Origin of the sequence: Micromonospora phaseoli, assembly GCF_900109115.1 — a bacterium.
In the GTDB taxonomy this organism is placed as follows: Bacteria; Actinomycetota; Actinomycetes; order Mycobacteriales; family Micromonosporaceae; genus Micromonospora; species Micromonospora phaseoli.
In genome coordinates, this window is the sequence record NZ_FNYV01000004.1 from 73,692 (window position 1) to 87,174 (window position 13,483).

Here is a 13,483-nt window from a genome sequence, read left to right on the forward strand (position 1 = left end):
AGATGTGTCCACGCTGGGACGACCCGCTGAACCAGGCCGACAAGCCGGACGACGACGACCGTCGCGACACGCGAGGCTCCGGGGGCGTCGAGCCGGGCGAGGACCGCGACCGGGCGGAACAGACGCTTGAGCAAGGCGATCAGCCGGAGGCCGAAGATCCGGACACGCCGGCGGGGACGGCCGAGACGCCGGACCGGGCCGAGGATCGCGCGGCGACCACCGACGCGTCCCTGCGAGAGCGGTTGCAGGCCGCCACGCACCGAGGGGGCGAGATCGTGGCGGCACTCCTGGTCGCGGGAACCAGCATCCTCGGTTGGCAGAAGACGGACGACAGGCCGCACGTGCAGACCGCCGCGGAGACCGCGGAGATCATCGAAAAAGGGGCCTCGGCCGCGAAGAAGAGGAAGAGGGACGAAGCAGAGGCGGAGCAGCCCAAAGGGGACGTCGACCCGCAGGAGCAGCTGCCGCCGGACCGGGAGGGCGACCGGCCAGCGTTGCACGGGACGGCTGAGCAGGCCGATGGCGCCAGTCCCGAGGGTGTCCCCGACATGCCACCGGTCGAAGTGGATCTCCCCAGCCGGGATTCGGCCGAGGGGCGTCGCTCGGATGCCGCAGACGACGATTGAGCAAGCCGCGTGCCGGTCACGGAACCGGCCAAGGCTTGTAGCGTCAGGTGCGGCTGCCAGCGACGGGGATACCGCCGTGAATGTCGCGCCGATGCCTCGCCGACCGCCGCATGGCCGGCCACGATGATCGTGACATCGCGGTGGCCGGCCGCGACGACGGCTCGTCCGGACCGAGTGATCCGATCCGGTCAGGCCGGGCGGGTGACCAACGGGTCGTGGACCCGGCCGAGGAACAGCGGTACGCCGGTGACCCGGTCGTGGATGACGTACAGGAACGGCCGGTTCACGAAGAACTGCGGCCCCTGCGGGATCGACGGTGGCCGGATGATGACGGCCGACGCGGCTGCCGCCTCGACACCCTTCTCGTCCACCGCGATGAACGTCTCGTGCACCACGTCATCGATGCACAACGCCGGATCGGTGGTGCTCATGCCGGTGAAGTCGGCGTACGACGTGAACGCCGTCGGCATGCCGAGGCCACTCAGCGCGGCGCCCAGCTCGGCCGGCAGGCGGAACGTCCACCGGGGCAGCCGCAGTTGGATGTCGGTGAACTGAAAGCCGGTGAACATCGCGCTCAGCCATGCCGCGTCAAGGTTCGCCTCGACCGCGGCGAGGTTGTCCCGGGTCGGCATGACGATGGCCATGGCCAGCCCGTCACCCGCGAGCGGCACGTCGACCGCCCGCCAGCCGTCGCCCTGGAGGTGCCCCATCCGGTCGAACGGACCGCGCATCATCGGCACCTGGACGACGGTGCCGTCATCCCGGGTGAACGGTTCCTCCACGGTGGCCGACGGCCTGAAGGGGTAGTACCAGGCCGCCTTGAGGTAGGCCGTGTTGGTTAGCACCAGGCTGGTGTCGGGGCGCACGGAACTCGGGCCCAACAACTCCGGAATCGTCGCGTTGGTCCGGTCGGACACCCAGGTGTTGATCTCCTGGCGGGCCGCCTCCGGTGCGCCACGGAAGTCGACCGGGTGCGGCGCGGCACCGTAGTAACCGGCCAGGGTGTCCCGGAACCCGGGCCGCAGGCCCAGATCGAGCCGGGTCCACACGGCGTTCGCGGTGGTCAGCTTGGGCTGCCTGGTCCCGTCGCCGTCCTGGAACCGGTCGGCGAGCATCTGGTCGACAGTGTTCAACCCGCGGTCGAGGGCGCCGGGTCGCGGATGTGGCGCATGCAGCACGGCATCCATCTCGTCCGCCGTGGTCGAGCCCGCGCCCGCCCGGGCCATGGCGAGCGCCAACCCGACCGAGTACGGCGCGCACACCACGTTGCCGCCGGTGTGGCTCGACGCGATCGTGCGGTAGAGGTCGGCCGTGAAGCCGCGTACGGCGGCCGCGGCGGCCGGCACTGTCGCCGGGTCGGGAGGTACGCGTTGTGGGCTTGTCGACGGGGACGACCCGTTGAGCCGGAGATGACCAGGGGCGGCGGTCAGGGCGGCAGCCGCAAGTGGCACCGCCCGGAGAACCGATCGACGCGAGACCATGTCCCGACGGTAGAGCAGTGCCAGGGAGACGCGCCAGGAAAAGGTCCAAAATGCATCGAAGTCAACCAATGTTCATCACCTGCGTGCAGCAATCGCTGGCGGTCACTTGTCAGGGTGGACGCGGTACCGCATACCCACGAATCCGGCGCGTACCGGTGCCGTGGGTGTGACGAGTCGCGGCAGCCACCGCCAACCTCAGCGGCGGCAATCCAGCTGGGTGAGCCGGCTCAGCACGGTGTCCGCGACGACGGACGCCTGGAAGGTAGCCCGGACAGGCCGACCCACCCGTCGATCCGGGTACGCGGATGGCGGCACTGCGGCGTACGGAACTCGGCGGCGCCGAACGCGGCGAGCGAGCTGAGGTGGGCGCACGACGGGCCGGGCTCATCCCCGCCGACGTTGGCCTGGCCGAGGGCGGACCGCGCCGCGCCACAGGGCTGCGCCGTGAGGAGGTCGCCGTGGTCGCCGGGTCAGTGTCACCTGGTACACCTGGCTGGAGCAGGCCCGCCCGATCAACCCGTCAGAGGACGTGCTGCGAGCGCTCGCCCGGACGTTGCGGCTGGACCCCGACGAGACCGCGCACCTGCTCGCCCTCGCCGGCCCGGCGCCCTGCAGTGCGGCTCCCGCCGAGCCTCGCCGGCGCTTCAGTGGCGCCGACACCGCAGACCGGATCAGCCGCTGTTGTAAAAACCCGGCCGGGTTGCGGGTTCACCCGGCCGGGACGACGGCTTCCTTCCAACCGGACCCGAACGACCCGCAGCCGAAGCGGACCGTCGGCGTACCGGTAGTCGGTCTCGGCGAGCCGGACCACGTCGCCGTGGGCGACGGCTACGCGCCGGATCACCGGTACGCGGCTCACCGCGACAGGCACCACCTCGACGCGGTACCGCCGTTCATTCGGCGACCCGGTCCGGGTGGCCAACGCCGCCTGCCGGTCAGGCAGGATCAGCCGGTTGCGGATCTGCGCGGGCGACCGTCAACGGAGTATCGGGCGCCCGGTTCCCAGCATCCCGGAGGCGTTGCCGGTGTGAGTTGTTGGTATTCGACGGCGGTAGGGTTCGGCCTTGTGGGACACGAACCGCGCGATCCTGGGTTGGCTGACCTCGTGCACCGGCTGCGCCGGTTTGCCGACGAGCGGGACTGGCAGCAGTTCCACACTCCGAAGAACCTGGCGATGGCACTCGCTGGAGAGGTGGGCGAACTGGTCGCGGAACTGCAGTGGCTCACCCCCGAGGAGTCCGCAAGGGTGATGGCCGACCCGGATCACGCCGCTCGGGTTCGTGCCGAGATCGGAGACGTCATGATCTACCTGGCCCGGCTGGGCGATGTCCTGGGGATTGACCTTTTGACGGCTGCAACCGACAAGCTGTCCGACGCAGCCCGACGCTACCCGGTCGAGCGGTCATTCGGGTCGTCGGCCAAGGCTCCGCCCGCCGACAACGCCGACTAACCGCTGCAGCCTTGATTCGACTCGATAAGGTGCTCAGAGCCAAGCGGTCCGACGGGCTTCCGATGCACGGATATGCCCCCCATCCGCACGATCACTTCGTGCTGCCTGGGGGCATCTGCCAATGTCGGCGTTCCGTACGTCCGCCGCTAATCTATTGCTTCTCGCCACCGACGGCACTCTCGCTGACCGAGTCGCCGAGCACTTGTGGGCGACGCGCCACGGCGTGAGCCCGGCTGAACGTCGATCCTGGGGCAGTAGCCTGCCGATACTGGCCCAGGATCTCGCCGACGCCGGCCTCGGCCAAGTGGAGGTGTTGGTCGAGTATCAACTGCCGTTGACCAGCCGGCGGGTAGACGCTGTGCTGGCCGGGGTCGATCCCCGTAGCGGGCGCGATTCCTACCTGGTTGTTGAGTTGAAACAGTGGTCCTACGCGACTGCGTACGAACAATCCGACACCCTGGTCGCCGTAGAGCACGCGCGTGGAGCGCGACTGCACCCCGGTGTGCAGGTCGGCGACTACTGTCAGTACCTCACGGACTTCCTTGGTGTCCTTGGCCGCGAGCGGTACCCACTGCACGGCGCCGCGTACCTGCACAATGCCGTCGATCGGGATGTTGCCGATCTGCTTCACCGTTCACCAACCGAGCAGAGCCGACTTTTCACCAAGCAACGTCGCGGTCAGTGGCTCGACTATCTCCGGTCACGGTTCGCGCCGACTCCCGGTGCGAACGCCGCCGATCGATTCCTCACCAGTACCGTTCGGCCCAGCCGGCACCTGTTGCGGTACGCCGCACAGGAGCTCAAGGAACGGCCGCAGTTCACCCTGATCGACGAGCAGCATGTGGCGTACGAGTTGGTGCTGCACGCAGTCGAGCGGGCGCGGAAGTCGGACCGCAAACGGGCAGTGGTGGTGGCCGGCGGACCTGGCAGCGGCAAGAGCGTCATCGCGCTGTCAGTAATGGGTGAGCTGGCCCGACGCGGCCGGACTGTGCTGCACGCAACTGGCTCCCGGTCATTCACGCAGACCCTGCGCCGCTACGCCGGACGCGGTTCGACCCGGCTGCAGGGCATGTTCAAATACTTCAACAGCTTCATGGAAGCGGAAGCCAACGACATCGAGGTGTTGCTCTGCGACGAGGCGCATCGAATCCGAGCGACCTCAGTCAACCGCTATACGCCAAAGACTCGCCGGGATACAGCCCGGTCACAGCTGGATGAGCTCATTACTACGGCACGCGTTCCGGTCTTCCTGCTCGACGAGCATCAGGTCGTCAAGCCGGGAGAACTGGGCAACATCGAGGTCATCTCGGCACACGCTGAAAGGCTGGGCTTGGACGTGGAGGTCGTCTCGTTGCACGACCAGTTCCGGTGCGGTGGCAGTGAGGCATACGAGGAGTGGGTGCTCAAGCTGCTCGGACTCGACGGCGATAAGCCGACGGTGTGGGCCGGCGACGGCAGGTTCGACCTGCAGATCGCGGAATCCCCGAGGCAGTTGGAGGCGTTCCTGCGGGCGCGCCAGCGTTCGGCGGGAACGGCCGGCGAGCCGGGACAGACGGCCCGGGTGTCGGCTGGTTACTGCTGGCCGTGGAGCGACCCGCGGCCCGACGGCACCCTGATTCCGGACGTGGTAGTCGGTGATTGGGCGCGTCCCTGGAACGTCAAGAGTGATCGCAGCGTGGGGGAGGCTCCCGGCAGCGCATTCTGGGCCACCGACCCGAACGGCTTTGGCCAGGTCGGCTGCGTCTACACCGCTCAGGGCTTCGAGTACGACTGGTCCGGCGTCATCCTCGGTCCCGACCTGGTGGCCCGCGACGGCCAGTTGACACCCCGGCAGGACGAGTCGAAGGATCCGGCGCTTCGCAACCGCAAGGCAGTCAGCGCTGCCGAGGCCGACCGACTGATCCGCAACACCTACAAGGTGCTGCTGACCCGTGGTATGCGTGGGACGATCATCTACTCCACTGACCCTGAGACTCGCGCGTTCCTGGCTGATTTGGTGAAACCCGTCCACCAGGTGGAGACCCGCTATGAAATGATCGGCGATGACTCGAATGCAGGCTAACCGAATCCTTTCCGTATCACTACAGTAACTTTCAGTTCAGCGGGCCGGCGAGCGTCCTCTGAGAGACCTGCCCCATCGCCCCAGTTTCTCGTGCGGTGGGGCAGATCTCTGCGGGCACTCGACGCACTGATCGAGTTTCAGTTGCCGCGCAGCAGTCGACAGGTGGACGTAATTCTGGCTGGGGGCCGCGAACATCCCCGCTGAGTCATCTCTTCGCGCAGGGCGTCATCTCCGCCGATGCGTTGCGCTACCAGGCCGACGCCCGCGCCCGCTTCCTCGACCTGGTCGGTCGGCAGCCCCACGCACCGAAGCTCTCCGGGGACTTCCGGCCGCGCAAGGTCGTCTATGCCATCGCTCTCGGTAGCGGCCGGACGGTCACCGTCGACACGCTCTTCACCTTCGCGCAGGTCGCGCTCTACCAGGCGATGAGGACGCTGCGTAACGAAGGCATCGATGTCGAGGTCGTCGCGATCTCAGCCACCTGATCCGGCTGCACTCTCAGTTCGACAGCACGGAAGGAGTACCGGATGGAGTCGCACCTGCCCGCAGAGGTCGTCCGCCGTGACACCACTGCGGCCGGCTGGGCGGGCCCCGGCCTCGCCGCTCGCTGACGTCCTCGCTGCCGCCCCGGCAAATCCCGTGGCCGGAGCGGCAGCGAGCCCCCGTTGACCAAGTACGACGTGGCCCCCCGCATGACAGCTGCGGGCAGGACTCATCATAGGGCCCGACACGGACGTGCTGTCAACGCTCGTTTAAGGACTCTCGGCGTCGATACACGGATGTTTACTGCCACCGCCCGTTCACCACTGGCCGGCCGGTCTGGGGAAACACTTGTTTAGCCGGCGAGCGGAGCGTCATACGATTGTTGCGCGGCCTGCCAGCGGTTCATCCGGGCAGACGACGGTAGGGTGGCCTACGCGCGGCGCAGGATGCGGGTGCGCGCGCCCGGCTGTTTGTGCCGACCCGAAGCTGAGGAGTGGGTGATGGTCGAGGACGTCCGAGGGGAGAGCGGGCCGTCGTCCCTCGAAACGCTCGCCGACAAGTTGAACTACCTGTTCGACAAGATCCGGCCGACCCGGGACGAGTTGGGCGCCGACGAGTTCGGCCGCCCGTACACGAACAAGGAGATCGCCGACAAGATCAACCGCATGTCCGAGGTCTCCGGTGTCAAGATCAGCTCTGCGTACGTGGGAGAGCTGAGGCGCGGCATCGCCGACGACCCGCGGACCTCGCACGTCCGTGCCCTCGCGGGCGCGTTCCAGGTGGACCCGGCCTTCTTCGTCGACGACAAGGTGACCCGAAGGGTCCAGGAGCAGATCACGATGCTCACCCAGCTGCGGGAGATGAAGGTACAGCAGGTCGCGCTGCGAACCGTCCTCGCCGACACCGGGCTGTCCCCGGCGAGCGCCCTGGTGGTCGAGCAGATGGTCGCCCGACTCCAGGAAGTCGAGCAGAGCCGGGAACAGCCACCCTCCTGATCGATTCGTCCACACCGGATCACCACGTCCGACGATGACGGAGCCGGCGAGGCGGAACGCCCCTCACGTACTGCCTCGACACCGCTCCCCCAGGGTCGTTACGATCTCGCCGCAGCACAAGGACGCGGAAGTTGCGACACGCTGAGGAGACGGGGAGCGTGTACGACCGAGATCTGCGCAGGTTCTGTGGCGAGCAGGTGCGGCGCCTGGAGCGCGAAGTGGGCTTACCCGACCCCTTCGTGCTCACCACCCTCGTCCGCCGGATATCGCAGTGGCGCGGCCGACCCATCCACCTGCTGCCCTACGACCACGTGGCCGGAGCGATGTGCGGCCTGTGGATGGCCCTACCCGACGCCGACGTGATCGGCTACGCGAGGACCACCCCGCTGCTCGAGGAGCACACGGTGCTGCACGAGCTGGGGCACATGCTCTGCGATCACAAGGGCAGCGGGAACCTCGGTACCGATCTCGGCGCGCTGCTCGCACCGGACCTCGACCCGGCGCTGGTGAGCCGGTTCCTGGGTCGCGGGTCGTACTCGGACCGGGACGAGCAGGAGGCCGAGCTGATCGCGACACTGATCATGAGGAAGGTGACGGACAAGCGTCCCCGTCCCGCCGCGCCGGCCAGCCAGGAGCTGGGCGCCGAGCTGGACCGCCTGCTGTCCACCTTCGAGGGGTGAGTTGACCATGCAACGGGCCATCATGGTCACCGCCGGACTGATCTCGCTGGTGTCCGCCCTACTGAAGATCCGCGCGGTACGCCGGCAACCGGACGCACCCGGCCCGAAAGCCATGTGTCTCGGGCTGCTGGCCTTCGGCACGGCCTTCCTCGTCCTCGCCCCGCCGCACACCGTGCTCATCAGTGAACTCCTGCGCGTCCCCAACAGCGGGCGTCTCCTGGGCAACCTGCTCACCCTGGCCTCCGCCGGAGCCATGCAGGTGATGATGCTCCATCTGGTGCATCCACCGCCGGTGGCGCGGCAGCGGGTCAGACGGCGGCTGATCGTGGTCACCCTGGTGGCGCTCGCGATGACGGTGCTGTTGACCTCCGCGCACACCGAGAACGTCACGAACTTCGTCGAGCGGTACGCGACCTCCACCCCGATCGGGATCTACCAGCTGCTCTACCTGAGCTGCCTGGCGATGGCGGTGGTCGACCTGATCCACCTGTCCATCCGGTACTCGCGGCACGTCGCGCCCATGCTGCGCACCGGCCTGCGGATGGTCGCCACGGGCGGGGTCGTCTACGCCCTGCACACCGCCTACAAGATGGCCCTGATCACCTCGGCGTGGTTGGGTCGTCGGCTTCCCGGCGACGAGTCGACGATCGCCACGACGCTGGCGGCGCTCGGCGGCATACTGATCGCCGGCGGAACCACGCTCCCGGTGTGGGGGCCGCGCGCGCTGGCGCCGTGGCGGCTGCTGCGTCAGTACCGGTCCTACCGGCGGCTCGCGCCGCTGTGGCGGGAGCTGTCTGACGCGGTGCCCGAGGTCATGCTGTCCCAGCCCGAGGCCGTCGCCGAACCGGCCCCCTGGACGATGGACATCCGCCTCTACCGGCGCGTGATCGAGATTCGCGACGCCCAACTGCTGCTTCAGCCGTACAGCGATCCGGAGGCCGTCGACGCCGCCCAGGAGGACGCCCGGCGCGGCGGGCTGCGCGGCGAACGCGTCCAGGCGCACGTCGACGCGGTCGCGCTGGTCACCGGCCTGCGACGGTGGCGCTCCGAGGGTCCCGGCGCGCCGCCGGCCGTGCTGCCGCGGCGCAGCGTCGGTGACGCCAGCCTGGCCAGGGAGAGCCGTTACCTCGAACAGGTCGCCGCCGCCTTCTCCCGCGTCGATGCGAGCCGGAGCGGCGCGGGTGTGAGCCGGTAACGGGAGAACCCGGCGGCTGCGCGCTGCCGCCAACACCACGACGGAGGAAACTGTCATGGCCGACCACCTGCCGCCCTCGGCGCACCGCCTGATCGAACGGCCGATCCGGTGGTGGGGCACCGCCAGCTCGGCCGTGCAGGTCGAGGGAGCCTGCGCCGGCGACAACTGGTACGCCTGGGAGCGGGCGGGCCGCGCCCCGGAGTCGGCGAGCGGCAACGGCTTCGCCGAGCGGTACCACGACGACCTGGAGTTGCTGGCCCGCTGGGGGTTCACCGACCACCGGTTGTCCCTCAACTGGGCGCGGGTGCTGCCCGATCCGGACCGGGTCGACAAGGTCGCCGTCGACTACTACCGGGATGTGCTCTCCGCCGGGCGCGCCGCCGGGCTGCGGATGTGGGTCACCCTGCTGCACACCGCGCTACCGCAGTGGTTCGCGCACCAGGGCGGTTTCCTCGGCCCCGAGGCCGGCGGGCACTGGCGGCGCTGGGTGGACCTGGTGGCCGACCAGTTCGGCGACCTGGTCGACGGTTGGATGCCGGTGAACAATCCGACGAGCTTCGCGCAGAAGGCGTACCTCACCGGCACCTTCCCGCCCGGGGTCCGTTCGCTACCGGAGTTCTTCCAGGCGCTCACCGCCGTGCACCGCGCCGACTTCGACGCGGCGTCGTACCTGCGCGGTTCGGGTCGTCCGGTGTGTTCCAACGAGTCGCTGACCCCCCTGGTGCCCGCGGACGACAGCCCGCAAGCCGCGGCCGCCGCCGCGCAGTGGGACGCGGTGGTGTGGGAATCCTGGTTGAGCCTCGCCCGCAGCGACGAGTACGCCGACGCGTTCGACCACTACGGCTTCTCCTACTACGCGGTGACCGCCGTCAACGGCAGTGGCGAGGCCCGGCCGTACCCCCTGGAGGCCTCGCCCGGACCGCTCGGATACGTGCCGTGGGCCGACGGTCTCGCCTGGGTGTTGCAGCGGCTGGCCCGCGAGCTTCCCGGGCGGTCCTTCGTCGTGGCGGAGCTCGGCTACGGCGGGGACGACGAAGGACGGACCGACTACCTCAGCCGCTCCCTTCGGCACATCGACGACGCGCGCAACAGCGGCGTGGACGTGGACGGCGTGTTCTTCTGGACCGGGATCGACAACTACGAGTGGCTCGCGGGCGACGGGGTGCCCTTCGGCCTGTTCGACCGGGAGCGTCGCCCCCGGCGCAGCGCCGAACTGGTGCGGCGGACGGCGCCGAGTGCCAGCGGCCGACTCGGCGGCGGTCACGGCTCCGACGGCAGGTAGCGTGTCGCGCATGTCGGTTGCGTTGGTGACGGGAGCTACGGCGGGAATCGGCGCCGCCTTTGCCCGCCGTCTCGCCGGGGACGGCACGGATCTGGTGTTGCTGGCCCGGGACGACGCCCGGCTGCGGTCGGCCGCCGACGAGCTACGGTCGGCCTACGGCGTCAGTGTCGAGACCGTGGTCGCAGACCTGTCCACCGAGGAGGGGCTCTCGGTGGCTGAGCAGCGCGCGGCCGAGGGCGTCGACCTGCTCGTCAACAACGCCGGATTCGGTCATCAGGGCTGGTTTCTCGACGCGCCGCTCGACGTCGAGTTGAAGACCATGCGGGTGCACTGTGAGGCGGTGTTGCGGCTGACCCACGCCGCGCTCCCCCACATGCTTCGCCACGGCACCGGCGGGGTCATCAACGTGGCATCCATCGCGGCGTTCGTCGCGCGGGGCACGTACGGCGCGTCGAAGGCGTGGGTGGTCAGCTTCAGCGAGAGCGTCGCGGCGGAGATCGTGGGCAGCGGCGTGCAGGTCACCGCCGTGTGCCCCGGCTGGGTCCGGACGGAGTTCCATCACCGTGCCGACCTCGATGTCGGCGACGTACCGAGCTACCTCTGGCTGGAGCCGGAGACCGTGGTCGATGCCGCGCTACGCGACTTCTCCCGCGGGGTCCGGGTGAGCGTTCCCACCGCCAGGTACAAGGTCATCGTCGGTCTCAACCGCGCGGTGCCCCGCCGACTCGCCGCAGCGATCTCCGCACGCGTCGGGTCACGACGGGCCGGACGCCGCGTGCCCGCCAAGCCCTGATCAGGCCCGTGCCGGTCAGCAGCCCAGGCGCGTGGTGGACAGGGCGATGTCGTCGATCCAGAGGTCGAACTCGGCCGGCGTGGTGCCGCCCTGGTAGAGCTGCCAGCCGATTTTCACCGTGTTCACCGTCGGCAGGATGAAGGGCACGTCGTTGCCGCCGTGCTCGTTGGTGGAGGCGGTCAGCTCCGGGTTCGCCACTCCGTCGATCCACACCGTGACGCGGTTGTCCGCCGGGTCGAGTTTCCACTCGAAGCACTGCCAGGTGTCTTCGGTGACCGGGGCGGATTCCCGCCAGTTGGTCCAGTCGCCGGTCGGCCCGCCGTCGGCGCCCACGCCCCAGAAGATTCCGGGGACGGTGGGTGCGTACTGGCCGCCGATCGGACGGACGATCTCGGAGCTGCCGGTGCCGGTCGCCTCTACGAGGGTGAAGTGCGCCCAGTCGGGTGCGGTCGGGAAGGCGTCGACGCGCAGCCGCATCCGACCGTAGAAGCGGTTGCCCGGTGCGGCGAAGTCGTCGACGCGCAGGAAGGCGCGTCCGTTGTCGACCGTGTGGATGTGCAGCACCTGGTTGCCACGGCGGGCACGTTCAACGGTCAGCGTGCCGTTACGCGTGTCGACGCCCCAGTTGAGGGTGCTGGGACCGCCCTGCGGCAGGCGCTCGAAGTCTTCGCAGAAGAGCAGGTGGCGGGTGCAGGAGCCGCGGTGGGAGTTGTCCGCGGCGTCGGCCGTGGCGCTGCCGGCCGGGACGCTGCCGGCCGGGACGCTGCCGGCCGTGGCGCTGAGCAGCAGGGCCGCAGTCAGTGCGGCGAGAAGGTTGCGCATGGTTCTCCTCCATGAGTCGATCCCCACCATGGCGGCGGGCTGCCGGAATCCACCTCACCCTCGCCGCGCCTTGGGAGCGATCCCATATATAGCAGATGTTGGATGTCTTCGCGGTCGACCCTCGGCTTCACCGACGGCAGTTTGACCTGCGCGGACACAGCTTTCGCTGCCACGGACCGAAGTTTTGCGCAAATCAACCTAAGTCATCGACATATCGACATGTCTTTTGCTAGCCTCAGCGCGGATATTACGCCGAGGTGAACCGAGACAGGGGCCAGCGCCTCGACCGTGACCTCCGTCGGCCCCTCCGACACCCGTCCCCAACCCCGCAGATCCCCCGCCCACGTCACCCGACGACGGGCGATCCGGTGCTGCTCCGAGGCCCTCACCGCCTCGGCAGGTGAGCCCTCCCCCCTACGTCCCGACCTGCCCGAACAGTCCTCACAAAGGGGAGGCAGTTGAAGAGACGACTCGCGCTCGCCGCGGCGGGCCTGACGACCATCGCGCTCGCCGCCCCACCCGCCACCTCGATGGCCGCGCCAACCACCCCGACGGCCACGCCCGATCAGGTCGTGCTGGTCCCGGCCGTGTAGATCCACGAGAGGAGTCATCATGTGTTACGGATACGACGGGATGGCCGCCCTGCGGCGCTCCGTCATCGATCGACGGGGCCTGCTGCGCGGCTCGATGGCCGCGATGGCCGGTGTCGGCCTCGCCACAGCGGGCATGGGCGCCACCGCCGCCGTCGCCGCCCCCGACCACGGCACGGGCCCCGGTCCCGGCCACGGTCCGGGTCCTGCCGGTCGGCGGCGAGTGCCGCCCGGCCTGATCAGCATCCAGCTGTGGACGGTCCGCGACGCGTTGAACGGTGAGCCGGGATACGACGCCACCCTGCGACACCTGGCCCGGATCGGCTACCCCAAGGTGGAGCTGGCGCTCGGCTACTTCGGGCGCAACGCCGCCCAGCTGCGTCGCTTCCTGGACAGCATCTGCCTCAAGGCCAGCTCCAGCCACGACGGGATCAGCGCCGACCCCGCCGCCCTGCGGGAGAAGATCCGCAACGCGGTCACCCTGGGCCAGAAGTTCATGGTGGTGCCGTACCTCTACTCCGAGAACGCCGACGACTGGAAACGTTGGGCGGAGCAGATGAACGTCGAGGCCGCCGCGGCGGCCCGGGCCGGCCTACGCTACGGCTACCACAACCACGCCCACGAGTTCACCATCGATCTGGGTGCTGGCCGCACCCCGTGGGACGTGCTGACCGAGGAGCTGGATCCACGACTCGTCCACCTGGAGATCGACATCTACTGGGCGGTCACCGGCGGCATCGAATCCGGTGACGGGGTGGCCGACCCGGAGGGCTTCACCCTGGACGTCATCCGCGCCGCGCCGCAACGGGTGCTGCAGTACCACGTCAAGGACCGGCACGCCGCCGACGGCGACATGGCGGACCTCGGCACCGGGATGATCGATTTCGGGCGGATCTTCCGGAAGCACTCGGTGCTGGAGTACATCGTGGAGAACGACACCCCGGACGTGACGCCCCAGCAGACCGCCCAGGTCGGCTACCGCTACCTGCGCGACCTGCGGTACTGAGGATCGCCTGCGCAGTCG

General features: G+C 69.1%; 14 protein-coding genes. 11 read left to right on the top strand and 3 right to left on the bottom strand.

Annotated elements, in window-relative coordinates; genetic code table 11:
* Positions 1 to 2 precede the first annotated feature (2 nt).
* A complete protein-coding gene (locus BMY89_RS30340) occupies positions 3 to 626 on the top strand; it encodes a hypothetical protein (RefSeq protein ID WP_092379525.1) in 624 nt (207 codons plus the stop codon).
* A gap of 188 nt (positions 627 to 814) precedes the next feature.
* Here the strand turns inward: BMY89_RS30340 and BMY89_RS11865 are convergent, their stop codons facing one another.
* A complete protein-coding gene (locus BMY89_RS11865) occupies positions 815 to 2,107 on the bottom strand; it encodes a serpin family protein (RefSeq protein WP_092379528.1) in 1,293 nt (430 codons plus the stop codon).
* Between the two features lie 520 nt (positions 2,108 to 2,627).
* On the bottom strand, positions 2,628 to 2,966 hold the full coding sequence (locus BMY89_RS30345; RefSeq protein WP_170147639.1) for a hypothetical protein: 339 nt from the start codon (positions 2,964 to 2,966) through the stop codon (positions 2,628 to 2,630).
* Between the two features lie 246 nt (positions 2,967 to 3,212).
* Here BMY89_RS30345 and BMY89_RS11875 point away from each other — a divergent pair, with 246 nt between their 5' ends.
* The 8 genes from BMY89_RS11875 to BMY89_RS11910 all read left to right on the top strand — a co-directional run bounded on the left by BMY89_RS11875 (position 3,213) and on the right by BMY89_RS11910 (position 11,047).
* Entirely contained in the window at positions 3,213 to 3,557 is a 345-nt protein-coding gene (locus tag BMY89_RS11875; protein WP_232521239.1) for a nucleotide pyrophosphohydrolase, read from the top strand.
* Between the two features lie 121 nt (positions 3,558 to 3,678).
* Positions 3,679 to 5,619: a DUF2075 domain-containing protein gene (locus BMY89_RS11880; protein ID WP_092379531.1), complete on the top strand. Its 1,941-nt coding sequence runs from the start codon at positions 3,679 to 3,681 to the stop codon at positions 5,617 to 5,619.
* Between the two features lie 95 nt (positions 5,620 to 5,714).
* Entirely contained in the window at positions 5,715 to 6,104 is a 390-nt protein-coding gene (locus BMY89_RS31315) for a DUF6119 family protein (protein ID WP_170147644.1), read from the top strand.
* 498 nt (positions 6,105 to 6,602) lie between these two features.
* A complete protein-coding gene (locus tag BMY89_RS11890; RefSeq protein ID WP_092379537.1) occupies positions 6,603 to 7,097 on the top strand; it encodes a hypothetical protein in 495 nt (164 codons plus the stop codon).
* Positions 7,098 to 7,255: 158 nt separating this feature from the next.
* A complete protein-coding gene (locus BMY89_RS11895; RefSeq protein WP_092379539.1) occupies positions 7,256 to 7,777 on the top strand; it encodes a hypothetical protein in 522 nt (173 codons plus the stop codon).
* Positions 7,778 to 7,784: 7 nt separating this feature from the next.
* Positions 7,785 to 8,972 carry an MAB_1171c family putative transporter gene (locus BMY89_RS11900; RefSeq protein ID WP_232521242.1) on the top strand — a complete coding sequence of 396 codons (1,188 nt, stop codon included), beginning with the start codon at positions 7,785 to 7,787 and terminating at the stop codon, positions 8,970 to 8,972.
* Between the two features lie 55 nt (positions 8,973 to 9,027).
* On the top strand, positions 9,028 to 10,254 hold the full coding sequence (locus BMY89_RS11905; protein WP_092379542.1) for a family 1 glycosylhydrolase: 1,227 nt from the start codon (positions 9,028 to 9,030) through the stop codon (positions 10,252 to 10,254).
* A gap of 10 nt (positions 10,255 to 10,264) precedes the next feature.
* Positions 10,265 to 11,047 (top strand): SDR family NAD(P)-dependent oxidoreductase, encoded by a 783-nt coding sequence (locus BMY89_RS11910; RefSeq protein WP_092379544.1) that lies wholly within the window; start codon positions 10,265 to 10,267, stop codon positions 11,045 to 11,047.
* A gap of 15 nt (positions 11,048 to 11,062) precedes the next feature.
* On the opposite strand, the gene BMY89_RS11915 is transcribed toward BMY89_RS11910, so the two are convergent.
* Positions 11,063 to 11,869, bottom strand: coding sequence for a hypothetical protein (locus BMY89_RS11915; RefSeq protein WP_092379546.1), 807 nt, complete (start codon positions 11,867 to 11,869; stop codon positions 11,063 to 11,065).
* Between the two features lie 458 nt (positions 11,870 to 12,327).
* On the opposite strand from BMY89_RS11915, the gene BMY89_RS31320 reads away from it, so the two are divergent.
* Together BMY89_RS31320 and BMY89_RS11920 are read left to right on the top strand one after the other, a co-directional pair.
* Positions 12,328 to 12,462: a hypothetical protein gene (locus tag BMY89_RS31320; RefSeq protein ID WP_269766862.1), complete on the top strand. Its 135-nt coding sequence runs from the start codon at positions 12,328 to 12,330 to the stop codon at positions 12,460 to 12,462.
* A gap of 19 nt (positions 12,463 to 12,481) precedes the next feature.
* Positions 12,482 to 13,465: a sugar phosphate isomerase/epimerase family protein gene (locus BMY89_RS11920; RefSeq protein ID WP_092379549.1), complete on the top strand. Its 984-nt coding sequence runs from the start codon at positions 12,482 to 12,484 to the stop codon at positions 13,463 to 13,465.
* Positions 13,466 to 13,483 lie beyond the last annotated feature (18 nt).

Excerpts from the sequence above, each read along its gene's own strand:
- BMY89_RS11910 (WP_092379544.1), top strand. The coding sequence starts at position 10,265 with ATGTCGGTTGCGTTGGTGACGGGAGCTACGGCGGGAATCGGCGCCGCC.
- BMY89_RS11900 (WP_232521242.1), top strand. The coding sequence starts at position 7,785 with ATGCAACGGGCCATCATGGTCACCGCCGGACTGATCTCGCTGGTGTCC.
- BMY89_RS11890 (WP_092379537.1), top strand. The coding sequence starts at position 6,603 with ATGGTCGAGGACGTCCGAGGGGAGAGCGGGCCGTCGTCCCTCGAAACG.
- BMY89_RS30340 (WP_092379525.1), top strand. The coding sequence starts at position 3 with ATGTGTCCACGCTGGGACGACCCGCTGAACCAGGCCGACAAGCCGGAC.
- BMY89_RS11865 (WP_092379528.1), bottom strand. The coding sequence starts at position 2,107 with ATGGTCTCGCGTCGATCGGTTCTCCGGGCGGTGCCACTTGCGGCTGCC.
- BMY89_RS11915 (WP_092379546.1), bottom strand. The coding sequence starts at position 11,869 with ATGCGCAACCTTCTCGCCGCACTGACTGCGGCCCTGCTGCTCAGCGCC.
- BMY89_RS11905 (WP_092379542.1), top strand. The coding sequence starts at position 9,028 with ATGGCCGACCACCTGCCGCCCTCGGCGCACCGCCTGATCGAACGGCCG.
- BMY89_RS11920 (WP_092379549.1), top strand. The coding sequence starts at position 12,482 with ATGTGTTACGGATACGACGGGATGGCCGCCCTGCGGCGCTCCGTCATC.
- BMY89_RS11880 (WP_092379531.1), top strand. The coding sequence starts at position 3,679 with ATGTCGGCGTTCCGTACGTCCGCCGCTAATCTATTGCTTCTCGCCACC.